This is a genomic window from Simplicispira suum (genome assembly GCF_003008595.1).
GTDB classification, from domain to species: Bacteria; Pseudomonadota; Gammaproteobacteria; order Burkholderiales; family Burkholderiaceae_C; genus Simplicispira; species Simplicispira suum.
In genome coordinates this window covers 2,100,003-2,121,375 of the sequence record NZ_CP027669.1, presented here as the reverse complement: position 1 = coordinate 2,121,375, position 21,373 = coordinate 2,100,003, and the positions used below count along the sequence as shown (strand labels likewise).

General features: G+C 66.3%; 21 protein-coding genes. 15 read left to right on the top strand and 6 right to left on the bottom strand.

Annotated elements, in window-relative coordinates; all coding sequences use genetic code 11:
* Positions 1-4: 4 nt before the first annotated feature.
* A complete protein-coding gene (locus C6571_RS09850; RefSeq protein ID WP_106446529.1) occupies positions 5-922 on the bottom strand; it encodes an esterase/lipase family protein in 918 nt (305 codons plus the stop codon).
* 48 nt (positions 923-970) lie between these two features.
* On the opposite strand from C6571_RS09850, the gene C6571_RS09845 reads away from it, so the two are divergent.
* The 4 genes from C6571_RS09845 to C6571_RS09830 all read left to right on the top strand — a co-directional run bounded on the left by C6571_RS09845 (position 971) and on the right by C6571_RS09830 (position 6,034).
* On the top strand, positions 971-1,711 hold the full coding sequence (locus C6571_RS09845; protein WP_106446528.1) for an FFLEELY motif protein: 741 nt from the start codon (positions 971-973) through the stop codon (positions 1,709-1,711).
* A gap of 66 nt (positions 1,712-1,777) precedes the next feature.
* Positions 1,778-3,463 carry an AMP-binding protein gene (locus C6571_RS09840; RefSeq protein ID WP_106446527.1) on the top strand — a complete coding sequence of 562 codons (1,686 nt, stop codon included), beginning with the start codon at positions 1,778-1,780 and terminating at the stop codon, positions 3,461-3,463.
* Positions 3,464-3,528: 65 nt separating this feature from the next.
* Complete coding sequence (locus C6571_RS09835) at positions 3,529-4,455, top strand: MBL fold metallo-hydrolase (RefSeq protein ID WP_106446526.1); 927 nt, start codon at positions 3,529-3,531, stop codon at positions 4,453-4,455.
* A 181-nt stretch (positions 4,456-4,636) separates the two neighbouring features.
* The gene (locus tag C6571_RS09830) at positions 4,637-6,034 is read left to right on the top strand and encodes a phenylacetate--CoA ligase family protein (RefSeq protein WP_106446525.1); all 1,398 of its coding nucleotides are present in this window, start codon (positions 4,637-4,639) and stop codon (positions 6,032-6,034) included.
* Positions 6,035-6,049: 15 nt separating this feature from the next.
* Here the strand turns inward: C6571_RS09830 and C6571_RS09825 are convergent, their stop codons facing one another.
* Positions 6,050-6,739 carry a glutathione S-transferase family protein gene (locus C6571_RS09825; RefSeq protein ID WP_106446524.1) on the bottom strand — a complete coding sequence of 230 codons (690 nt, stop codon included), beginning with the start codon at positions 6,737-6,739 and terminating at the stop codon, positions 6,050-6,052.
* 100 nt (positions 6,740-6,839) lie between these two features.
* Positions 6,840-8,840, bottom strand: a complete 2,001-nt coding sequence (locus C6571_RS09820; protein ID WP_106446523.1) for a lytic transglycosylase domain-containing protein — start codon at positions 8,838-8,840, stop codon at positions 6,840-6,842.
* A gap of 15 nt (positions 8,841-8,855) precedes the next feature.
* Here C6571_RS09820 and C6571_RS09815 point away from each other — a divergent pair, with 15 nt between their 5' ends.
* The 4 genes from C6571_RS09815 (at position 8,856) to C6571_RS09795 (ending at position 13,148) form a co-directional block, all read left to right on the top strand.
* Positions 8,856-9,428, top strand: a complete 573-nt coding sequence (locus C6571_RS09815; RefSeq protein ID WP_106446522.1) for a 5-formyltetrahydrofolate cyclo-ligase — start codon at positions 8,856-8,858, stop codon at positions 9,426-9,428.
* A 282-nt stretch (positions 9,429-9,710) separates the two neighbouring features.
* Positions 9,711-10,556 carry a PaaX family transcriptional regulator C-terminal domain-containing protein gene (locus C6571_RS09810; protein WP_106446521.1) on the top strand — a complete coding sequence of 282 codons (846 nt, stop codon included), beginning with the start codon at positions 9,711-9,713 and terminating at the stop codon, positions 10,554-10,556.
* A gap of 37 nt (positions 10,557-10,593) precedes the next feature.
* Positions 10,594-12,276, top strand: a complete 1,683-nt coding sequence (locus C6571_RS09805; RefSeq protein ID WP_106446520.1) for an isovaleryl-CoA dehydrogenase — start codon at positions 10,594-10,596, stop codon at positions 12,274-12,276.
* A gap of 188 nt (positions 12,277-12,464) precedes the next feature.
* Positions 12,465-13,148, top strand: a complete 684-nt coding sequence (locus C6571_RS09795; protein WP_106446519.1) for a glutathione S-transferase family protein — start codon at positions 12,465-12,467, stop codon at positions 13,146-13,148.
* A gap of 184 nt (positions 13,149-13,332) precedes the next feature.
* Here C6571_RS09795 and C6571_RS09790 read toward each other — a convergent pair whose 3' ends face one another.
* On the bottom strand, positions 13,333-13,785 hold the full coding sequence (locus C6571_RS09790; protein ID WP_106448158.1) for a hypothetical protein: 453 nt from the start codon (positions 13,783-13,785) through the stop codon (positions 13,333-13,335).
* A gap of 109 nt (positions 13,786-13,894) precedes the next feature.
* On the opposite strand from C6571_RS09790, the gene C6571_RS09785 reads away from it, so the two are divergent.
* Positions 13,895-15,133: a multifunctional CCA addition/repair protein gene (locus C6571_RS09785; protein WP_106446518.1), complete on the top strand. Its 1,239-nt coding sequence runs from the start codon at positions 13,895-13,897 to the stop codon at positions 15,131-15,133.
* Between the two features lies 1 nt (position 15,134).
* Here the strand turns inward: C6571_RS09785 and C6571_RS09780 are convergent, their stop codons facing one another.
* Both C6571_RS09780 and C6571_RS09775 read right to left on the bottom strand, forming a co-directional pair.
* Positions 15,135-15,776, bottom strand: coding sequence for an NrsF family protein (locus tag C6571_RS09780; protein WP_106446517.1), 642 nt, complete (start codon positions 15,774-15,776; stop codon positions 15,135-15,137).
* The gene (locus C6571_RS09775) at positions 15,773-16,315 is read right to left on the bottom strand and encodes a sigma-70 family RNA polymerase sigma factor (RefSeq protein ID WP_106446516.1); all 543 of its coding nucleotides are present in this window, start codon (positions 16,313-16,315) and stop codon (positions 15,773-15,775) included. Before C6571_RS09775 ends, C6571_RS09780 begins: the two co-directional genes overlap by 4 nt.
* A 204-nt stretch (positions 16,316-16,519) precedes the next feature.
* On the opposite strand from C6571_RS09775, the gene C6571_RS09770 reads away from it, so the two are divergent.
* The 6 genes from C6571_RS09770 (at position 16,520) to C6571_RS09745 (ending at position 21,368) form a co-directional block, all read left to right on the top strand.
* A complete protein-coding gene (locus C6571_RS09770) occupies positions 16,520-16,816 on the top strand; it encodes a BufA1 family periplasmic bufferin-type metallophore (protein ID WP_106446515.1) in 297 nt (98 codons plus the stop codon).
* Between the two features lie 195 nt (positions 16,817-17,011).
* The gene (bufB, locus tag C6571_RS09765) at positions 17,012-17,884 is read left to right on the top strand and encodes an MNIO family bufferin maturase (protein WP_106448157.1); all 873 of its coding nucleotides are present in this window, start codon (positions 17,012-17,014) and stop codon (positions 17,882-17,884) included.
* Positions 17,875-18,651, top strand: coding sequence for an HvfC/BufC N-terminal domain-containing protein (locus tag C6571_RS09760; protein ID WP_106446514.1), 777 nt, complete (start codon positions 17,875-17,877; stop codon positions 18,649-18,651). The genes bufB and C6571_RS09760 overlap by 10 nt, the downstream gene beginning before the upstream one ends.
* A complete protein-coding gene (locus tag C6571_RS09755; RefSeq protein ID WP_106446513.1) occupies positions 18,648-19,118 on the top strand; it encodes a DoxX family protein in 471 nt (156 codons plus the stop codon). The genes C6571_RS09760 and C6571_RS09755 overlap by 4 nt, the downstream gene beginning before the upstream one ends.
* 220 nt (positions 19,119-19,338) lie before the next feature.
* The gene (locus C6571_RS09750; protein ID WP_245901244.1) at positions 19,339-20,106 is read left to right on the top strand and encodes a creatininase family protein; all 768 of its coding nucleotides are present in this window, start codon (positions 19,339-19,341) and stop codon (positions 20,104-20,106) included.
* Complete coding sequence (locus C6571_RS09745) at positions 20,103-21,368, top strand: YVTN family beta-propeller repeat protein (protein WP_420852888.1); 1,266 nt, start codon at positions 20,103-20,105, stop codon at positions 21,366-21,368. The genes C6571_RS09750 and C6571_RS09745 overlap by 4 nt, the downstream gene beginning before the upstream one ends.
* The last annotated feature ends 5 nt before the right edge of the window (positions 21,369-21,373 follow it).

Here is a 21,373-nt window from a genome sequence, read left to right as displayed (position 1 = left end):
TTGCTTAAATTTTCGCTGCAGAATCCGCTTCTGACATCAGCAAGGCCAGGCAGCCCCGCAGCACCTCGGGGCGGCGCGCCATCTCTACATGAGCCACTCCGGCAATCAGGCGGTTGTCGGCCTTGGGCAAGGTCGCGGTGCTGGTGGGGAAAACGATGTTGTCGCAGTTGGAATACCAACAGGTGAACAGTGCTGCACGCCCTGCCGGCTCGGCGCCGCTGAGCTGTCCCACCCAATCACCGTCGAGCGCCATCTGCCGGGCGTTGACGGCGCGCGCAAATCGCCCGGCCCAGGTGCCGCGGTGCGGCGTGCCCAGCGTGACCACATGCTGCACCCGAGCGTCGCCGGCGCAGGCGCGCAGCCAGGCGCGCGCGGCCAGCCCTCCCATGCTGTGGCAGATAAGCACCGGTGCCATGCCGGTGGCCGCATGCACGCGCTGCACAGCCGCATCGATGGTGGGCGCGTAGTCGTCTATCGAGCCAAATACCGGTTCCAGGTTGACCGCCTCGTAGGCGTGGCCCGCAGCGCGCAGCGGCGCAAACCAGGTGCGCCAGAGCGCGCGGTTGCACAAAAATCCATGCACCAGCACCACGCCGCGCTGGCCGGTAGGTGCTGTGGGCAGCCAGTCGGGCTCGGCGCGGCTGCGAAAGGGCTGATCCCAGCAGAACACGTGCAGCGCCACGCCCAACTCGGCCCACCAGGCGCGCAGCACCTGCGCAAACCGGGCGCGCGGCGCCGGGTCTGCGGCATTCACGCGCTGCATCAGCGTGAACTGCAGTGCCATCACGCCCAGGTACACCAGCACCCCCACGGCAATGCCACCGCCGGCCAGGGCCCAGGAACGCTGCGCCGCATAGCCCACCCAGCAGGCGGCGCCAAGCAGCAGAAGAACGGTCCAGGTGGCTTGCATGCGGGCGATCATGGCGATGGTGTAATGGAAAAAACGACTTCCCATTGTGCAAGCCCCGCTATGGACGCCGCAGAGAACATCCGCCAAAGCATCGCCCGCGTCACCGAACTGCGCGCCGCGCAAACCTCCAGCCTGGCGCTGGCCACGGCCGTGCGCAACATCAAGCTGTTTCAGTCGCGCCGCTTCATGGGAAGCTACGCCGACCTGATGCGCGACCCCACGGTGCGGCCCGCCACGCAGTTTTTCCTGGATGAGCTGTACAGCCCTGGCGACTACAGCGAGCGCGACGCGCAGTTCGCACGCATTGCCGGCACGCTGCAAACCGTTTTTCCCCGCCCGGTGGTCCACACTGCACTGACGCTGGCGCTGCTGCACGCCAAGACCGAGGAGCTGGACCACGCCATGGCCCAGGCCTGGCTGGTGCAGCCCGAAACCACGCCCGAGGCCCAGCGCTACGCCGCAGCCTGGCAAACCGTGGGCCAGCCCGAGGCCCGACGCCAACAGCTGAGCTGGGTGATGGAACTGGGCCACGACCTGACGCGCTTTACCCGCACGCCGGGCCTGCGCCTCCTCTTGCGCACCATGCGCCGACCGGCCCAGGCTGCGGGCATGGGTGCTCTGCAACATTTTCTGGAGGCAGGCTTTGACACCTTTGGCGCGCTGGCAAGGAAGCGCGGCGCGGTGGAGGGCTTCCTGGAGACAGTAAAGACGCGCGAAACCCAATTGATGGACCTGCTGTTTGACGCTCCCCTTGTCGCCTGCGAGACGGAACTGGCACGCACCCTGGGACAAGCCCGGTAGGCCCACGCCGGCAGGCCTTCCACAATCAAAGCCTTTTTCCACCGCCCCACGGCCCACGAGTACCGCATGGACAGAATCTGGCTCAAGAACTACCCCGCAGGCGTTGCGCACGACGTGCATCCCGAGCAATACCGCTCGGCTGCCCACATGATCGAAGAGGCCCTGCGCAATCACGCCGAGCGCCCCTTCTCGGTCTGCATGGAGCAATGGATGGGCTATGCCGAGCTCGACCGCCAGTCGGCCGCACTGGGCGCCTGGCTGCAAAGCCAGGGCCTGGCGCCGGGCGCGCGCGTGGCCATCATGCTGCCCAATATTCCGCAGTTCGCCGTCACCATGGCGGCAGTGCTGCGCGCCGGCTACACCTGCGTCAACGTCAACCCGCTGTACACCGCACGCGAACTGGAGCACCAGCTCAAGGATTCGGGCGCATCAGCCATCGTCATCCTGGAGAACTTTGCCCACACGCTGGCCGAAGTCATTGAGCACACCGGCGTACAGCGCGTGGTGTTGGCCTCCATGGGCGACCTGCTGGGCTTCTGGTACGGCCGCTGGATCACCTTCGCCGTACGCCACCTGGCCAAGATGGTGCCGGCCTACGATCTGCCGCTCTCGGCTGGGCGCACGCTGGTGAGCTTCCGCCAGGCCCTGTCCGATGGCGCGCGGCGCACGCTCACGGCCAGCAGCGCCACGCTGGACGACACCGCATTCCTGCAATACACCGGCGGCACCACGGGCCTGTCCAAAGGCGCGGTGCTGACGCACCGCAACATCGTCGCCGCCACGCTGCAGGCCGAGGCCTGGTTCACCCCGGCTCTGGCCAAGATGGGCGATGTCACCAAGGCCAACAGTATTGCCGCGCTGCCGCTGTACCACATCTTTGCGCTCACGCTGTGCCTGCTGGCGATCCGCCAGGGCTCGCACCTGACCCTGATTCCCAACCCGCGCGACATTCCCAAGTTTGTTGAGGTGCTCAAGAAGCGCCCCTTCCACATGCTGCCGGCGGTGAACACCTTGTTCAACGCGCTGCTCCACAACCCGCAGTTCCGCACACTGGATTTCTCGCAGCTCTGCGTGTCGCAGGCCGGCGGCATGGCGGCGTCGGAAGGCACGGCGCGCCAATGGCAGAAGGTCACCGGCCACGCCATGGTCGAGGGCTGGGGCATGAGCGAGACCTGCGCCATCGGTACCAACAACCCGGTGAACACCGAGGAGTTTTCCGGCAGCATCGGCCTGCCACTGCCCGGCATCGACATCGCCATCAAGGACGACGCGGGCAACAGCCTGCCGCTGGGCGAGAGCGGAGAAATCTGCATCCGCGGCCCGAACGTGACGCCCGGCTACTACGAAAAACCTGAAGAGAACGCCGCCGCCTTCACTCAGGACGGCTTTATGCGCACCGGCGACATCGGCGTCATGGACAGCCAGGGCTACACGCGCATCATCGATCGCAAGAAGGACATGATTCTGGTCAGCGGCTTCAACGTCTTTCCCAATGAGATCGAGAACGTCGTCTCGCTGTGCCCCGGCGTGCTCGAATGCGCGGCGATCGGCGTTCCCGACGAGCGCCAGGGCGAGGCGGTCAAGCTGTTCGTGGTACGCAGCGACCCCGGCCTGACCGAAGACCAGGTCGCCCGCTTCTGCCACGACAATCTGACTGGCTACAAACGCCCCAGCCGGATTGAATTCCGTGACGATCTGCCCAAGACCAACGTGGGGAAGGTGCTGCGGCGGGAGTTAAGGACAACCCCCTGAGCGGCGTGCGCCGCATCCCCCTTCTCTCGGCTGCGCCCATAGATTCGCTCATTTTTCTATAGCTTATGACGTATACAACACCAGCGTTACCGCCTGAAATTACCGTATTCGAGCGCGGCTGGCTGTCGTCCAACAACATCTTGTTCATGGGGCCCGACGGCGCTGCGCTGGTAGACACCGGCTACTGCAGCCACGCGCAGCAGACGGTGGCCTTGGTGCGCTCGGCTCTGGGCGACGCGCCGCTGACCCGTATCCTCAATACGCATCTGCACAGCGACCACTGCGGCGGCAACGCGGCCCTGCAGCAAGCCTGGCCCGAGGCGCAGACCTTCATCCCCCCCGGCCAGGCGGAGCATGTGCGCCACTGGGACGCGTACGCGCTCAGCTACACGCCCACCGGCCAGGAATGCCCGCCGTTTCGCTGCGACGGTCTGCTGGCGCCTGGCCGCGAGGTGCGGCTGGGCGCAAAGCCCTGGCAGGTGCACGCTGCGCCAGGGCACGACCCGCATTCCATCGTGCTGTTCGAGCCGCAGGCGCGCCTCCTGATTTCGGCCGATGCGCTCTGGGAGAACGGCTTTGGCGTGGTCTTCCCGGAGCTCGAAGGCATTGCGGCGTTTGACACGGTGGGCGCCACTCTGGATGTGATCGAGCACCTGGACCCGAAGATGGTGATTCCAGGCCACGGCCCGGTGTTCACCGACGTTGCGCACGCGCTCGCCGTGGCGCGCAAGCGGCTGGAGGGCTTCGTGCGCGAGCCGCTCAGACATGCGCAGTACGCCGCCAAGGTGCTGGTGAAATACAAGTTGCTCGAGTGGCAGCAGATTGCCGTGGCCGACCTGCAGGCCTGGGCTGCGGCCACGCCGTATTTCGTGCTGCTGCACGCGCGCTACTTTGCCGACCAACCGCAGGCAGCGTGGTTGCAGGGCCTGGTGGACGCCCTGGTGCGCTCAGGCGCTGCCACACGCCAGGGCACGCAGCTGCACAACGCCTGAGCCTGCTGCAGCGGCGCGCGTTCTGGTGCGGATGGCCCAGAACAGCCGGACAGCCCGTCCTATGATGGACGCTGTTGCTACCCGCAGGAGAACGGCCCATGGCCCGCGTGAATGCGTTATCGAATGCGTTGCCCCGGACGGTTTCAGCGGTCCTGACTGCGCCGGGCGCAGCGGCAGCAGCATGAGCGCCGTATTCGACGCGCTGCGCCTGTCCGCCGTGTCGCTGGATGTGTCTGCCGCCCAGCGCGGAACGCCGCAGGGCATTGCGCAGCGCCAGCAGACCCGGCTGGCTGCGCTGCTGAACTTCACCCTGCGCGGCTCCCGTCTGTACCGCTCGCTGTGGCCGGCCGGCACCACGCCGGGCACCGCACTCGAACAACTGCCTGTGGTGACGCGGTCGCAGCTGATGGCGCACTTTGACGACTGGGTGACCGACCCGCAGCTCCAATTCGATGCGCTGCGCGCCTTCACCGCCGACCCGGCCCGGATCGCAGAACCCTGGCTGGACCGCTACATGGTGTGGGAAAGCTCGGGCACCAGCGGCCAGCCAGGCATTTTTGTACAGGATGCCCAGGCCATGGCGGTGTACGACGCGCTCGAAGCCCTGCGCCGCAGTCCACCACCCAAACCCCTGATATCGAGCATGTGGGACCCGCTGGGCCTGGGCGAGCGCACGGCCTTCATCGGCGCCATCGACGGGCACTTTGCCAGCACCGTGTCGGTGCGGCGGCTGTGCGCCATCAACCCGTGGCTGGCCCACAGCACGCGCAGCTTTTCACTGCTCCAGCCTCTGGGTGCACTGGTACAGGCGCTCAATGCCTTTGCGCCCACGGCCATTGCTACCTATCCCACGGCGGCTGCCCTGCTGGCCGACGAAGCCGCGCGCGGCGCGCTGCACATCCGGCCGCGCGAAATCTGGACCGGTGGCGAATATCTGGCACCCGCAATGCGGGCCCACATTGCGCGGCAACTCGGTGCTGCGGTGCGCAACAGCTACGGTGCCTCCGAGTTCCTGGCCATCGGCTGGGAGTGCGCCCACGGCCAGATGCATGTCAACGCCGACTGGGTGATTCTGGAGCCGGTGGACGAGCACTTGCGCCCGGTGCCCGCCGGCCAGCCGTCGAGCAGCGTGCTGCTGACCAACCTGGCCAACCACGTGCAGCCGCTGGTGCGCTACGACCTGGGCGACCAGGTCAGCCTGCTCGCCGAGCGCTGCCGTTGCGGCTCCCCGTTGCCCGTGCTGCAGGTGCAGGGGCGCCACGACGAGCCGCTGGTCATGTGTGGGCAGGGTGGCCGGCGCGCGACACTGTTGCCGCTGGCCCTGTCCACCGTGCTGGAGGACAACGCCGGGGTGTTCGACTTCACCCTGCGCCAGATCGATGCCTGCACCCTGGAACTGCACCTGCCCCAGGAAGGCGACGAGGGCCACCAGGCGCTGGCGCGCTGCTGCGCTGAGTTACAGGCCTTTGCCATCGCCATGGGTGTGGGCGCCATCCAGGTGCATGGAAAGCTGGGGCAGTCCACGCCGCGCGGGCGCAGCGGCAAGTCCTGCCGCATCGTCGCCTGCGCCAAGACCTGAGTCGTCTATTCGCCGTCAGGCGGCCATGACCACTGGTCCGCCCTTGGCAATGGCCAATTGGTACGCCGGCCGCGCCTGCATGCGCGCGCAATAGGCCTGCAGCTTGGGGCAATCTTTGGACTTGGCAGCGCGCGAGAGCGCCGCCTCGACGGCAAAGCTCATCTGAAAATCGGCCATGCTCAGATGCTCGCCGGCGAACCAGCGGTGGCGGCCCAGGTGGTCTTCCATAAAGTCCATTGCGGCTTCGACATTGGGATCCACCAGCTGCTGCTGCACCTTGGCGCACAACGCGCGGGCAATGGGCTTGGCAAAAAAGGGCATGGGCTGGCGCGGAATGCTGGTGAACACCAGCTTCATCACCAGCCAGTTCATCAGCGAGCCCTCGGCGTAATGCATCCAGAAGCGGCAGCGCCGGTGCTCGGGGCTGCCGGGCCGGGGCTGCAAATGCGCCAGATCGCCGGTGGCATGGGCGCCGTGGGTTTCCACCAAGTATTCGATGATGGCGCCCGATTCGGCAATCGTCTCGCCGTCTTCTGTAATCACTGGGGACTTGCCCAGCGGATGCACCTTGCGCAGCGCCGCCGGTGCCAGCCGAGTGCGCGGGTCGCGTGCATAGACCTTCAGCTCGTAGGGCACGCCGAGTTCTTCCAGCAGCCAGAGGATGCGCTGCGAACGCGAGGTTTCAAGGTGGTGGACGGTGAGCATGGTCGCGATCTTAGAGCCTGTTCAATCATGGGGATAGCTACAATAATAATAGCTATCAACGCTTACGAAATGGGCGCTAGAGGCCAAAAATACCAAAACTTCAAGGCAAATCTTTGTTCACCTCGGGCACCGCCGCATCGCGCGGACCGATCTTGCCCAGGCGCTCGCGCAGCGACTGGGGCTTGCCGGTGAGCAGGGCGGCGTAATTGGTGGTGTTGGCGAGCACCTTTTTGACGTAGTCACGGGTTTCGGTGAAGGGCACGTTTTCGGCCCAGATGGCGGCGTCCAGCACCGGGCCATTGCGCCAGTTGCGCGGCCGGCCGGGGCCGGCGTTGTAGGCGGCAGCGGCCAGCGGCATGGAGCCGGCGAAGTCGTCCAAGGCCAGCTTCAGATAAGCGGTGCCAATGGTGATGTTGGTGTCGCGGTCATTGAGCTGGTCGGTGCTGAAGCCGGTCAGGCCAATTTTTTTCGCCGTCCAGCGCGCCGTGGCCGGCATCACCTGCATCAGGCCGGAGGCACCCACGCCTGAGCGCGCGTCCATGATGAAGCGGCTCTCCTGGCGGATCAGGCCATACACGTAGGCCGGGTCCAGCCCCACCTGGCGGCTGTGCGCCACCACGGCGCCCTCGAACGGCATGGGGTAGCGCTGCGAATAATCGGCCACTGTATCGGTGCGCTCGCTGGTGTTGATGCAGCGGTCCCAGACCTCGTACTGGCAGGCGAAATCGGCAGCGGCCAGCAGTTCGCGTTCGCCCATACCCCCACGTTCGTGCAGGTTGGTGGCGTAGTTCCATTCGCGCACGCCCTCGCGCCGCAGCCCGATCAGGATGGCGTAAAGCCCGCGGTTGAGCGCCGGGTTGGCGCGCGCTGCCGCTTTTTCTTCGGCCGTCAGCGGCGCGGGAGCGGGTGGCACGCTGATTCGCTCGCCCAGGTCTTCCAGCGCCAGCTGCTCGTAAAAGCCACCGGGGCCGGCTATGCTGCGCAGCAGGGCGGTGGCCTCGGTGCGTTCGGCATCGCTGACCCGGCCTTGCAGCAAGGCACGCGCTTTCCAGTAGGCCCAGGCGCTGTCCTTTTGCGCCTCGGGTGACATGGCGTTGATCGCCTTGCGCACCATGTCCCACTGACCAGCGCGCAAGGCGGCACGCACTTTCCAGGCGAGCAGCTCGTCGTTCAGGTCGGCGTCGCGGCTGATCTTGGCAAAGTAGTCGCTTGCGGTCGGCGAGAGGCGCAGCGCGGCCTGCTTGCCGATCACGCCCCAGGTCCAGTTGCGCTCCTCGGCATTGAAGTGCACGCCCCATTTCGAATCCAGCATCTGTGCCGCGTTGTCGGGGTCGCTGGTGGCCAGCTTGATCAGCGCCAGCACCATGATTTCCTTGCGCTCACGGCCCGGCGCCGTGGCGCGCGCTCGCAGGAACTTGGTGGGCGCATCGTTGAGCTGCGTGACCTGTGGCAGCAAATCCGTTGCCACGATGGCGACCGCATCCCGCGCAGCTCGCACGCGGTTGGCCTCGATCGACAGGCGCGCCTTGCGCCACACGTCGATGGCAGGCAACAGCTTCGCTGAAAACAGCTCGCCCGCCGCGTGCGTGCAGCCATCGTCGGCATCGCGCTGGGCAAACCAGTTCTCCCGCAGCACGGCAGCGGCATCCGGCGCGGGGTGGCCCTCGATCTGCGCAATGGTGATGGCATAGCAGCGCACTTCGCGGTCGTCGCCCATGCGGAACTGCGGGTGCAGGGCGCTAAAGCGTGCCCATTCGCGCCGCTGGCCCAGCAGCAGCAGCCGGTCGTTGCGCAGGCGATCCTCCTGGTAGGTGCCGGCCCAGCGCTGCAAAAAGGCTTCGACCTCGCTGGCCTGCGCGTCTTCCAGGCGTGCGCGCAGCTCCCAGTACGCGGCCCAGGGCTCCAGGGCGTGACCGCGCGCCTGGGGCAGCAGCTGCGCCAAACGCACGCGGTCCTTCTTGCGAAACGCCTGCTGCATGTCGATCAGCACCTGGTCTGCCGCAGTGGGCGCCGCACCCACCGCCAGCGCCTGCGCGCTGCCCCCCATGCCCATGAGGGAAAGTGAAAGGGCCAAGGGTGTCAGAATCTTCATCCAATGCATGGGGGGAATTATGTGATGGACAAAGCAGCCTTGCGCCGCGCACTGGTAGAACAGCGCCTGAATATGCCCGACCGGCTCGAACGCGCCGACCTGCTGCAGCGCGTGATGCGCATCTGGCTGGTCGACCGTCCCGACACCGTCATTGGCGCCTACTGGCCCATCAAAGGCGAGTTTGACCCTCTGCCGGCGCTGCACCGCTGGAAGGAAGACGGCGAACTGCTGGACGAACCCCAGCCGCGCCGCATTGGCCTGCCGGTGGTGAACAAGCAACACAAGACCCTCACCTTCCACGCCTGGTACCCCGGATGCGAAATGGAAGAAGACGCCTACGGCATCCCCAAGCCCAAGGACACGGAAGTCATCGTGCCCACGCTGCTCTTTGTGCCCTGCGTGGGCTACGCAGCCGGAGGCTATCGCCTGGGTTACGGTGGCGGTTTTTACGACCGCACCCTGGCCACACTGCAGCCCAGGCCCGTCACCGTAGGCCTGGGCTACACGCAGGGCTTTCTGGACGATTTCGCACCCGAGCCGCACGACCTGCCGCTGGACGGCATCTTGAACGACAACGGCGTGGTCTGGCCTGTGTGAGAGTTACCTCTCGCTGAGGCGCTGCGCGCCTACCCCCTTCCCCCTTCTCTCGCCTCGCTGCGCGATGCGGAAAGGGGTTGGATACCAGCGCCCGGAGTGCAAACGACATTTGCATGCCATGGTGGCTCGTATGCCGTGTCTGCTGACAGCCCCGTCGCACCCACGCCCGACGAAGCGAAAAATATTCCCGAAGCATGGTTGCGCAGAAAGCGAAGCATCCGCGCACACTGTTTTATTACACATATTTCCTAAAAAATATATTTTGTGTAATATGAGGGCGCCATGCCCCATCAAGTCAACTCCAAGGCTCAGCCCAAGCACCTGCTGCTTGAGTTGCTGCTGGCCAGCAGCGACAACCCGCTGCCGGTCAGCCACGCCGTGGCTGCGGGCGCGGTGTTTGGCATCAGCGAAAACCACGTTCGCGTCACGCTGGCGCGTCTGGTCGCGCAGGACATGGTGCTGGCCACCGAGCGCGGCACCTACCGCCTGGGTCCAGCCGCACAGGGGCTGGCGCAGGACGTAGCCAACTGGCGCCAGGCGGCGCAGCGGCTGCGCCCTTGGACTGGCCAGTACGTGGCCGTGCACTGCGGGTTGCTTGCACGCAGCGACCGCAGCGCCAGCCGACAGCGCGAGCGCGCCCTGCATCTGCTGGGCTTTGCCGAATTGCAGCGCGACTTCTATTTGCGACCCGACAACATCGAGGCGGACATTGCCGCCATCCGCCAGCGTTTGCACATCCTGGGACTGGAAGCATCGGCCGTGGTGTGCAGTTGCAACTCGTTTGACGCAGCCACCGAAACCACCATCGACAGTCTGTGGGATGGCGCCACGCTCAACCAAGGCTATCGCGCCACGCGGCAGCGCCTGGAGAACTGGCTGGCCAGTGCAGCGCGCCTGCCCATTGACCAGGCCGCACGCGAAGCCTTCTTTCTGGGCGGCGCGGCCATCCGCCAGCTGGTGTACGACCCGCTGCTGCCAGAGCCCATGGTGGACGGCGCCCTGCGCCAGGCCTTCATCGACAGCGTGCACGCCTTCGACGCGGCCGGCCGCGCCATCTGGAACCGCTTTTACGACACCCTGCCCGCCCCGGACGCCGTCAGCCGCAAGGTGCGCCTGCGCGTCGCCTGATTTCCCGCCCTGTTGCAGCCTCAAAGGAGACCTTCCCATGAAAGCCATCGACGACACCACCCTGAACACCCGCTACCTGGCCAACACCCATGTGGTCGAGAACGTCTCCTGCGAGCTCGCCAACTACAACATGTACGCCCAGGACACCGCGCTGCGCGAAGCCGTGCAGCGCGAGGGCGCAAGTTGGGCTGACGCCGAGCTGCACCAGTTCGGTCAGCTCACCGGCTCGGCCGACTACCTGGAGCAGGGCAATCTGGCGAACAAATTCCAGCCCGAGCTCGAGACGCACGACCGCTTTGGCAACCGCATCGATCTGGTGAAGTTCCACCCCGCCTACCACCAGTTCATGGGAACAGCCATACAGCACGGACTGCACTCCTCCCCCTGGACCGACCCGAAAGACGGCGCCCATGTGGCGCGCGCTGCCGGCAACTACCTGCACACGCAGGTCGAGGCAGGCCACGGCTGCCCCGTCACCATGACCTTTGCCGCCATTCCCGCGCTGCGCCTGCAGCCCGACCTGGCCGCGCTCTGGGAGCCCAAGATCACTGCCCGCGTGTACGACCCGCGCAATGTGCCGGTGGAGCAAAAGCAGGGCGTGACCATTGGCATGGCCATGACCGAGAAGCAGGGCGGCTCGGACGTGCAGGCCAACAGCACGCGCGCCTACCCCGTGGGCCAGGGCGGCCCCGGCCAGGCGTATGAGCTGGTGGGCCACAAGTATTTCGTATCGGCACCGATGTGCGACGCCTTCCTGGTGCTGGCACACACCGACAAGGGCCTGTCGTGCTTCCTGCTGCCGCGCTGGCGCCCGGACGGCACAAAGAACCCCATGCAGGTGCTGCGCCTGAAGAAGAAGATGGGCAACGCCTCCAACGCATCGAGCGAAACCGAGCTGCGCGGCGCGCTGGCCTGGATGGTCGGCGAAGAAGGGCGCGGCGTGCGCAACATCATCGAGATGGTCGCCATGACGCGCTTCGACTGCATGGTGGGTTCGAGCGCCGGCATGCGCATGGCGTTATCGCAGGCGCTGCACCACTGCGCGCACCGCAGTGCCTTTGGCGCCCGCCTGAACGAGCAGCCGCTGATGCAGAACGTGCTGGCCGACCTGGCGCTGGAGAGCGAGGCCGCCATGACACTCTCGATGCGCGTGGCGCGCGCGCTCGACCACCGCGAGGACCGCCACGAAGACCTGCTGGTGCGCCTGGTGACCGCCGTGGGCAAGTACTGGATCTGCAAGCGCACGCCCGGCCATGCCTACGAGGCCATGGAATGCATAGGCGGCAGCGGCGTGATGGAAGACAGCATGTTCCCGCGCCTGTACCGCGAGGCACCGGTCAACGCCATCTGGGAGGGCAGCGGCAACATCCAGTGCCTCGACGTGCTGCGCGCCATGGACAAGACCCCCGAGGTGGTGGACGCGCTCTTTACCGAACTGCGCCACACCCAGGGCCAGAACCGCTTGCTGGACGAGCATGTGCGCGATCTGGGCAAGGAATTTGCCGACACCGCCGACTTGCCATACCGCGCCCGCCACATCGTCGAGCGCATGGCCCTGGCGCTGCAGGCGTCGCTCCTGGTGCGCAGCGCCCCGGCCTTCGTGGCCGATGCGTTCTGCGCCTCGCGCCTGGCGCCTGAAGGCAGCTTCAACTACGGCGCCCTGCCGCGCGGGGTGGATGTGGCTGCCATCATCGAGCGCGCCACGCCAAAACTCGATTGACCCCCTGAGACGCTTCGCATCTTCCCCCAAGGGGGACGCACCCAGTGGCCCGGCAAGGCCGGTTCCACGGGTGCACTGGTGCAGGCCAACCCTGCGTGCGCCGTCCGAGGTCTAAGGTCCGACATCACAGCATGGAAAAACGCATTGCCGCACAATGGTCGGCGACTTTCTGCCCACCAAGGTAAACCATGCCCAAGCTCTACATCGGCAACAAGAACTACTCCTCCTGGTCCCTGCGCCCCTGGGTGCTGATGCGCCAGGCGGGCATTCCTTTCGAGGAAGTGGTAGCGCGCTTTGACAGCTTCGATCCTGACTCGCAGTTCAAGGCGACGCTTGCCGGCGTCTCCCCGACCGGCAAGGTGCCGGTGCTGGTCGACGGCGATCTGACCGTGTGGGACACCCTGGCGATTGCCGAATACCTGGCCGAGCAGTACCCCGACAAGTACCTCTGGCCGCAGGAGGCAAAAGCCCGCGCGGTCGCCCGCAGCGCCTGCGCGGAAATGCATTCAGGCTTTGCAGCGCTGCGCGGCGCCTGCCCGATGAACATTGAGGCCGACCTGGCCCAGGCCGGCGCCCTGCTCTGGCGCGACCGCCCCGCCGTGCGCGCCGACGTGGCGCGGCTGGTGCAGCTGTGGTCCGAACTGCTGGAAAGGCACGGCGGACCCATGCTGATGGGCAAGTTCACCATCGTCGATGCGTTTTACGCGCCAGTTTGCATGCGCCTCTCACGCTATGGCCTGCCGGTGCCGGCGCACATTGCGGCGTATATCCAGCGCGTAGAAGCTTTGCCTGCGATGCAGGAATGGATTGCTGCGGCGAAGGCGGAGCAGGACTTCCGGGAATTTGAGGAGCCGTACCGTTTGAAGCGCTAGTGTGGTGGGTTGGAAGCAGGTTGAATAAGGAAAAAGTGTCGAAATCGTCGTCAAGCAAGGCGTACACCACAGCGATGGCCGGAGCTATCGCGCGGGTGTGCAACGCGGCATGGCGGCGATTCCCGGCAGCTTTCTGAAACGAACTTCCAACTCACGCCACTAGGCGCTTGTCTCCGAGGCCGCCCTACCCCTGCCGAAACTGCTTGCGCAGATACGGCCGGTGCCGGGCGATGTGCGCCAGCTGCGCCGGCGCGATGCTGCCGCCCAGGTCGACCCCGTCGCCGTTGAGCACCCCGTTGGCGTACTGCATGGCGCGCGCCACCACCTCGGCCTCGCTCACGCCGATCTGCCCGCCCAAGTCCAGCGCCACGCGGCGCATGGCGCGCTGCGACAGCATCCACATGGCGCCGAAAGCGTCCCACGCGGCGGCGGCTTCCAGCGCCTTTTCGCGGTCGGCCAGAATTTCGTTCAATGGCTTGGCCAGCAGGGCCTGCAAATCGTCCACCTGATCCTGCAGCGCCTCGGCGCGCTCCTGCAGCGCCTGGGCCGACGGCTCTGCTGCTGGAGCAGCAACGGGGATGGGCAGGCTGCCGTCCACATTGGGCTGGACGATGGTGATGGCGGGCGGTGTTGGCATGGCGGACTCCTGCCGTGGCGCATTGGGCCGTGGCGTGCCGCGAATATAGCCAAGACCGATCGGACCGCGGCCCCACACACCCCGCTCAGCCGTGCCATAAACTGCCACCATGAAGATTTACATGGTCGGTGGCGCGGTGCGCGATGCCCTGCTGGGCCTGCCGGTGCAGGACCGCGACTGGGTGGTGGTTGGTGCAACGCCTGAGGACATGGCAGCCCAAGGTTTTCGGCCCGTGGGGCGCGACTTCCCGGTATTTCTGCACCCTGACACCCATGAGGAATACGCTCTGGCGCGCACCGAGCGCAAGAGCGGACGCGGTTACCGGGGCTTTGTGGTGCACGCGGCCCCCGATGTGACGCTCGAAGAAGATTTGGCGCGGCGCGACCTTACTATTAATGCGATAGCTGCCAACGCAGGTGAAATAAGCGCTGAAGCCCTATTTGACCCCTATTTTGGCCAGCGCGACCTGCAAGAGCGCGTGCTGCGCCACGTGGGCGATGCCTTTCGCGAAGACCCGGTGCGCATCCTGCGCGTGGCGCGCTTTGCAGCGCGCTTTACCGATTTCGCAGTCGCGCCCGAGACCACGCAGTTGATGCGCGAAATGGTGGACGCCGGCGAGGTCGACCACCTGGTGCCCGAGCGCGTCTGGCAGGAACTCGCGCGCGGCCTCATGGAGGTGCAACCATCGCGCATGTTCGCGGCGCTGCGCAGTTGCGGCGCGTTGGCGGTGCTGTTGCCCGAAGTCGAGCGCCTGTGGGGCGTACCCCAGCGCGCCGAGTATCACCCGGAGGTGGACACCGGCGTGCATCTGATGATGGTGCTTGATATGTCGGCGCGACTGAACGCACCGCTCGGCGTGCGCTTTGCCTGCCTGACCCACGACCTGGGCAAAGGCACGACGCCGCACGAGCTGCTGCCGCGCCACCTCGGCCACGAGCAGCGCAGCGCCAAGTTGCTGCGCGGCGTGTGCGAGCGCCTGCGTGTGCCGGTGGACTGCCGCGAGCTGGCCGACGTGGTGGCGCGCGAGCACGGCAACATTCACCGCAGCGGCGAGCTGAACGCGGCCGCACTGCTGCGTCTGCTGGAGCGCTGCGACGCAATACGCAAACCGGAGCGCTTCGAAGACGTGCTGCTGGCCTGCGAATGCGACGCCCGCGGGCGCCTGGGCTTTGAAGAATCCGCCTACCCGCAGCGCGCGCGCCTGCTGGCTGCGATGCGCGCGGCGCGGGCGGTGGACACCGCGCCGCTGGCAGCAGATGCGGCGGCGCGCGGCCTCAAGGGGCCACAGGTGGGCGAGCAGATCCATGCGGCCCGCGCCCAGGCGATTGCCGCTGCCTTGCCAGACTGAATCACCAGCGCAGCACGCGTGGCCCGAGCACGGCACCCAAGGCCGTGGGCAGCGCCATACCCAGTACGTACCAGACCGCAAGAAAGGGCGCCTGCATTTCCGGGCAGTGCAAGGTATAGGCCAGGGTGGCCAGCGCGCCGGCCAACAGCCCGGCGCCCGCACCCGCCAGCCGCAAGCGTGTAGGCGCGGCCTGGCGCATGGCCCATAGCAGCGCCGCCAGGCCCGGCAGCGACAGCCACGCAATGTTGAACGGGCAACTGCGCCAGGTACTGCCAAGCACCATTGCCGCGCGTTCGGCCGGGGCGGCGCCCTGCAGCGCTGCCAGCGCCAGCACCCACAACACCAGTGGCGGCAGCAGCACCCAGAGCAACGCGTGGCCCAGACGCATGCCAGGGCGCGCAAGGCGCAGCAGCGCCAGCGCAGCGGCGCCCGCCAGAGCGCCCGCAAAACCGACCTTCAGCCACCACATGGGCAGCTGCATGGCCTGCGCCAGATCCGGGCGCACGCCATAGCCCAGCAGCATCAACAGGCCAGCGCACAGCAGACCCAGCAGCGCCGCTCCGGCAAAGCGCTGCTCCAGCCGATGGGGCGCCACGGGGTGGGCACCGGCGGCCAGAAGTCCAATCAACTCATCCGTCTTCATGTCAACCCCCTGATACGTGCTGCCAGGGCCTTCAGTCCCCGGTGCACGCCTACTTTGACCGCCGACTCGGACAGCCCGGTGAGGCGCGCCGTCTCGACCACCGACAAGCCTTCGAGCTTGACGTGCTGAATCGGCAGGCGCTGTTTGTCGGGCAGCGTGTCCAGCAGCAGACCCAGATCGCGGCGCGCCTGCGCGGCATCCTGGTCCTGGGTGGAAAACAATTCGTTCACGTCGTCCAGCGGCACGTTGCGCGCGCCGCGCACGGCGTGTGCACGAAACCAGTCCACCAGCTTGTAGCGCGCAATTGCGTGTGCCCAGGCAGTGACCGGCATGTCGGCACGGTAGGTGTGGCGCTGGTTGTGCAGCGCCAACAAGGTTTCCTGCACCAGATCCTCCACTTCATCGGGCCATTGGCCCAGTCTGCGCCGCAAAAAGGCGCGCAAATGGGTGCTGAGCACGGCGAGAAAGCGTTCGTAATCGCGCGCCTCACCCGCCAGACCTTGGAGCAGCAGCGCGCGCAGGCGCTCTTCAATTTCCATGTTCGGTACCTGCGGGTATTCGTGTCTGGGTCTGTCCCGGTTACAGAGCGGTGCAAAAAGAAAGTTTCAACATTTTTTGGGCAGCCCGTAACCGCAGGCCACCGCAGGGCGAATTACACCGCAGACAGGCCAGCGGCAACTTGCCGCACGACCCGTCTGCAACACCGCTGTATCCACATCACTGTACGGAATGGAGAAATTCACATGAAAACATCTTCCCTCACCTTCGCTGCCATCGCCCTCGCCGCCCTGACTTCGGGCGCTGCCATGGCCCAGGCCAAGAGCGGCGACATGAAGTCCGACATGGCCAAGCCCCAGATGGAAAAGTGCTTTGGCGTCTCCATGGCCGGCAAGAACGATTGCGCCGCAGGCCCCGGCACCACCTGCGCGGGCACTTCGAAAGTCGATTACCAGGGCAACGCCTGGAAGTACGTTCCTGCCGGCACCTGCACCAGCATCAAGACGCCCAAGGGCATGGGCTCGCTTGAAGCGATGAAGTGAAACACAGTTGCTGTGTCGCTTCGCTCCCCCGTGCAGCCGCCACAGGCGGCAGCCCTTCGGGGACGTCCAAGCCTGCGCAGGCAGGCTTGGAGCCGCGGCCCTTGCGCGGGAGCCCTGGCTTGAGCCGCGCCGGTTTCATGCGGTGTGGATAACGAGAAGCGCGATGGGGAGACCGATATGAAACAGGACCGCGCTATGCATCAGCCATTGACCGCCGGCCTGGGCCTCAAGCCCGAGCACTATGAACAGGCCCTGGCCTGCCAGGACACCGGCCTCTGGTGGGAGGTGCATCCGGAAAATTACCTGGCGGACGGCGGGCCGCGCTTGGCCTGGCTGGACGCCATCCGCTCGCGGCACCCGGTATCGCTGCACGGCGTCTCGCTTTCGCTCGCCGCCGACGCGCCGCCCGACGAGGTGCATCTGGCTCGCCTGGCGCAGCTCGCCCGGCGCATTGAGCCGGCGCTGATCTCCGAACATCTGGCGTGGTCGCACTGGCGCGGCATCTACCAGCCCGACCTGCTGCCGTTTCCCCGAACACACGCGGCCCTGCTGCGCGTCGCCGAAAACGTGGCGCGCACGCAAGAAGCACTCGGGCGCCCGATAGCGCTGGAGAACCCCAGCCACTACCTGCACCTGGGCGACCACGAGTACAGCGAACCCGCATTCTTTGCCGAGCTGGTGCGCCGCACCGGCTGCCAGTTGCTGCTCGACGTAAACAACGTGTACGTGAGCGCCCGCAACTTGCGCGGCGCCGAGGCGCCTGCAGTGCAGGCGTACCTCGACGACTACCTCGATGCCTTTCCCCTGCACGCCGTGGCGGAGCTGCACCTGGCCGGCCACCACCCGGACCCGGTGCATGGTGAGATGCTGCTCATAGACAGCCACGACGCTCCAGTGGCCCAACCCGTCTGGGCCTTGTACCAACGCGTGCTGGCACGCACCGGTCCGGTGCCCACGCTGATCGAACGCGACGCCGAGTTGCCGCCGCTGGCCGATCTGCTGGCCGAACGTGCGCGCGCGCACCAGGCGCTTTGCGACACGCTGCAGGAGGAGCCGGCATGCAACTGAGTGCCTTCCAGGACGGCTTCTGCGCCGCGCTGCGTACGGATACCCCTGCGCCCGCCTGGATGGACGCGCTGTGCGCCCAGCCGGGCTTTGCCGTCTACCGCAACAGCGGCCGCAAGGCGGCGTTGGACGCGCTGCGCGCCAACTACCCCACCGCCGTGCAACTGGTGGGCGACGACTGGTTCTTCGGCGCCGCGCAGGCCTACCTCGCGGTGCAGCCACCCACCGACGGACGTTTGATGGACTATGGCGCCGGCTTTGCGGCGTTTTTGGCCGGTTTTGCGCCCGCCGCCGAGCTGCCTTACCTGAGCGAGGTGGCGCAGCTGGACCGCGCCTGGACCGAAGCGCATCTGGCGGCCGACGCACCGCCGCTGGCCGCAAGCTGGATGGCCAGCCAACCGCCCGACGCCTTGGGCGCAGCGCATATTGCGCCGCACCCCGCGGCCCGCTGGCTGTGGTGCAACGAGCACCCCGCGTATTCCATTTGGCAGCGCCACCGCGACGGCCTGTCCGTCGATGCCGCCCTGCCTTGGCAGGCGGAAGGCGCCTTGCTGACACGCCCGCGCGGCGCTGTGCAGTGGTGCGCCTTGCCGCGCGCCGGCACCGTCTTTCTGGACGCCTGCGCCGCCGGCCGACCGCTTGCCGAGGCAGCCGAGGCCGCGCTGGCGGCAACCCCCGAAGGCGCCCCCGAAACCCTTGCCCAACTGATGGCGCTGCTGCTTGCCAGCGGAGCCCTGAGCACGCCTGCGGGCGCGAAGGACACCACATGACCACCCCCACTGCCCTGCCCGATCGCCCATTGCCTACGCAGGGGCACCTGGCGCGCCTGCGCCATCTGGCCGAGCGCGCCACGCCGCACAGCCTGTTGGCCCTGGCCAACCGGTTCGCCATTGCCGGCATCTTCTGGATGTCGGCACGCACCAAAGTCGATGGCTGGTTTCACATCACGGACAGCACCTACCTGCTGTTTCGCGAGGAATATCGGTTGCCGGTGATCCCCCCAGAATGGGCCGCGCAAATGGCCACGGTGTCCGAACACCTGTTTGCCGTCCTGCTGGTGCTCGGGCTGTTCACGCGCTTCTCGGCGCTGGCGCTGCTGGGCATGACGCTGGTGATCCAGACCTTTGTCTACCCCGACGCCTGGCCTACGCACCTCTCCTGGGCTGCGCTGATGCTGTATCTGGTTGGGCGCGGCGGTGGTGTGCTGTCGCTGGACCGCTTGCTGTTTAAACGCTAGCGAAGGCTTGCGTGCGCCCATCTAGAGCGGGTCAGGCCGATGGCAGACAGAGGCCGAGTACCATCACGCGCGTATGTGCCTTGTGGGTCACTTTTTGCAGTTTTGGAGGCGTTTCCGCACGCTTCGGGCCGCCTGCTTTCTCGTGCTGATCCACAGTGCTCTGGGCGTTGGCCAGGCATGGGCGGCGGACGCGCCTTCGCCCAGCGTCTACCTCTAAGACATGACCTGGACCGAGGCAAAGGCCCGCATTGACGCCGGCAGCACCACCGTCCTGGTGCCCATCGGCGGCACCGAGCAAAGTGGGCCGCACATGGTGCTGGGCAAGCACAATGCGCGCGTGCACTATCTGGCCGGGCAAATCGCACAACGCCTGGGGGGCGCGGTGGTGGCGCCCGTGCTGGCCTATGTGCCTGAGGGCGCCGTGCACCCGCCGGAGGCGCACATGCGCTTTGCCGGCACGATCTCGATTCCCGAGGCAGCCTTCGAAGCAGTGCTGGAAGGCGCGGCGCGTTCCTTCAAGCAGCATGGTTTTCGCCATGTCGTTTTTCTCGGCGACCACGGCGGCTACCAGCAACTTGAAGCACGCGTGGCCAACCGCCTCAACCAGGCGTGGGCCAGCGACCCGAGCTGCCGCGTGCATGCGCTGCCCGAGTACTACCAGGCAACGCAATCGCAGTACGTGGCAGAACTGCTGCGCAAAGGCTTTGGCCGCGCGGAGATCGGCACCCATGCCGGCCTGGCCGATACATCGCTGTCGCTGGCCGTTGACCCTTCCCTCGTGCGCATGGATGAACTGAACCGGGCGGCGCAGGTCGGAAAACAAGGCGGCGTTTACGGCGACCCGCGCCGCGCATCCGCTGAACTTGGACGCATCGGTGTGCATCACATTGTGGACAGCAGCGTGGCAGCCCTGCACGCCCTCTTGCAGGGACAAGCGCGCTCCAGACCATCGTCCACCCCCCTCAAAAAGTCAAATTCGCTCCCATGAAAGCATTGCTTCCTTTCCTGACTGCGTGCACCGTGATGGTCGCCAGCGCAGGCAGCCGCCAGGAGGCCAGCGCATCGGTGCAGGCACAGGGCGCTACTGCGGGCGCCACACCATCCGCAATCAGGACGGTGCCTGGCATGCCGCCGGTACCCGACCCGCAAAACCTCTACAGCGAGACCACGCCAAACCATTGGAGCGCTGCCGTAAAGGGCCACCTGGAGCGGGTGTATGTGCCCAACTTGCGCGGCAAATCGGTCTCGGTGATCGACCCCAAAACGATGAAGGTGGTGGACACCTTGCGTGTCGACAAAGGCCCGCAGCACGTAGTGCCATCGTGGGATTTGTCGACCTTGTGGGTGGCCAACAACGCCGAGCGCAGCAACAAGGGCAGCCTCACGCCGATTGACCCGCGCACCGCACGCGCTGGCAAGTCGGTGCCCGTGGACGATCCTTACAACGTCTATTTCACGCCTGATGGCACCTCGCTCATCGTCGTCGCCGAGGGCAGGCGCAGGCTGGACTTTCGCGACCCGAAAACCCTCGCTCTGCAGTATTCGATCGACACACCAAAGTGTGGAGGCATCAACCACGGTGATTTCTCGATCGACGGCCGCTTTGCGCTCTTTACCTGTGAATTTGACGGCACGGTGGCCAAGATCGACCTCGCCCGCCGGGTCGTGCTGGGCTACCTGAAGCTCAAGATGCCCACCGTTCGCTATTCAGAATCGATGGCCGCACGCAATCCGCTGGAAACCGAAGTTTGCACCTCTACCAAGGGCATGCCGCAGGACATCCGCATATCGCCCGACGGCAAGCGCTTCTTTGTGGCCGACATGGACGCCGACGGCGTGCACGTGCTGGACGGCGATGCGCTCACAGAAGTCGGCTTCATTCCGACGGGGCTGGGCGCGCACGGCCTGTACCCAAGCCGCGATGGCAAGCGCCTCTATGTGGCGAACCGCGGAACGCACAGAATCCACGGCACAAAAAAAGGGGCGGGCAAGGTCAGCGTGATCGATTTCGCCACCCAGACCGTCGTGGCGCAATGGCCAGTCCCTGGCGGCGGCAGCCCCGACATGGGCAACGTCAGCGCCGACGGCAAGTGGCTGTGGCTGTCCGGTCGGTTTGACGATGTGGTCTATCGGTTTGACACAGCCACCGGCTCCGTAGCCAAGGTGCGTGTCGGTGCCGAGCCGCACGGATTGACCGTCTGGCCGCAGCCAGGGCGCTATTCGTTGGGGCACACAGGCAATATGCGCTGACAGCT

Coding starts and splice junctions, on each gene's coding strand:
- C6571_RS09760 (WP_106446514.1), top strand. CDS start 17,875: ATGCAACTGAGTGCCTTCCAGGACGGCTTCTGCGCCGCGCTGCGTACG.
- C6571_RS09840 (WP_106446527.1), top strand. CDS start 1,778: ATGGACAGAATCTGGCTCAAGAACTACCCCGCAGGCGTTGCGCACGAC.
- C6571_RS09775 (WP_106446516.1), bottom strand. CDS start 16,315: ATGGAAATTGAAGAGCGCCTGCGCGCGCTGCTGCTCCAAGGTCTGGCG.
- C6571_RS09805 (WP_106446520.1), top strand. CDS start 10,594: ATGAAAGCCATCGACGACACCACCCTGAACACCCGCTACCTGGCCAAC.
- C6571_RS09755 (WP_106446513.1), top strand. CDS start 18,648: ATGACCACCCCCACTGCCCTGCCCGATCGCCCATTGCCTACGCAGGGG.
- C6571_RS09835 (WP_106446526.1), top strand. CDS start 3,529: ATGACGTATACAACACCAGCGTTACCGCCTGAAATTACCGTATTCGAG.
- C6571_RS09845 (WP_106446528.1), top strand. CDS start 971: ATGGACGCCGCAGAGAACATCCGCCAAAGCATCGCCCGCGTCACCGAA.
- C6571_RS09820 (WP_106446523.1), bottom strand. CDS start 8,840: ATGCATTGGATGAAGATTCTGACACCCTTGGCCCTTTCACTTTCCCTC.
- C6571_RS09810 (WP_106446521.1), top strand. CDS start 9,711: ATGCCCCATCAAGTCAACTCCAAGGCTCAGCCCAAGCACCTGCTGCTT.
- C6571_RS09780 (WP_106446517.1), bottom strand. CDS start 15,776: ATGAAGACGGATGAGTTGATTGGACTTCTGGCCGCCGGTGCCCACCCC.
- C6571_RS09750 (WP_245901244.1), top strand. CDS start 19,339: ATGACCTGGACCGAGGCAAAGGCCCGCATTGACGCCGGCAGCACCACC.
- C6571_RS09830 (WP_106446525.1), top strand. CDS start 4,637: ATGAGCGCCGTATTCGACGCGCTGCGCCTGTCCGCCGTGTCGCTGGAT.
- C6571_RS09745 (WP_420852888.1), top strand. CDS start 20,103: ATGAAAGCATTGCTTCCTTTCCTGACTGCGTGCACCGTGATGGTCGCC.
- C6571_RS09825 (WP_106446524.1), bottom strand. CDS start 6,739: ATGCTCACCGTCCACCACCTTGAAACCTCGCGTTCGCAGCGCATCCTC.
- C6571_RS09785 (WP_106446518.1), top strand. CDS start 13,895: ATGAAGATTTACATGGTCGGTGGCGCGGTGCGCGATGCCCTGCTGGGC.
- C6571_RS09815 (WP_106446522.1), top strand. CDS start 8,856: ATGGACAAAGCAGCCTTGCGCCGCGCACTGGTAGAACAGCGCCTGAAT.
- C6571_RS09795 (WP_106446519.1), top strand. CDS start 12,465: ATGCCCAAGCTCTACATCGGCAACAAGAACTACTCCTCCTGGTCCCTG.
- C6571_RS09850 (WP_106446529.1), bottom strand. CDS start 922: ATGATCGCCCGCATGCAAGCCACCTGGACCGTTCTTCTGCTGCTTGGC.
- C6571_RS09770 (WP_106446515.1), top strand. CDS start 16,520: ATGAAAACATCTTCCCTCACCTTCGCTGCCATCGCCCTCGCCGCCCTG.
- bufB (WP_106448157.1), top strand. CDS start 17,012: ATGCATCAGCCATTGACCGCCGGCCTGGGCCTCAAGCCCGAGCACTAT.
- C6571_RS09790 (WP_106448158.1), bottom strand. CDS start 13,785: ATGCCAACACCGCCCGCCATCACCATCGTCCAGCCCAATGTGGACGGC.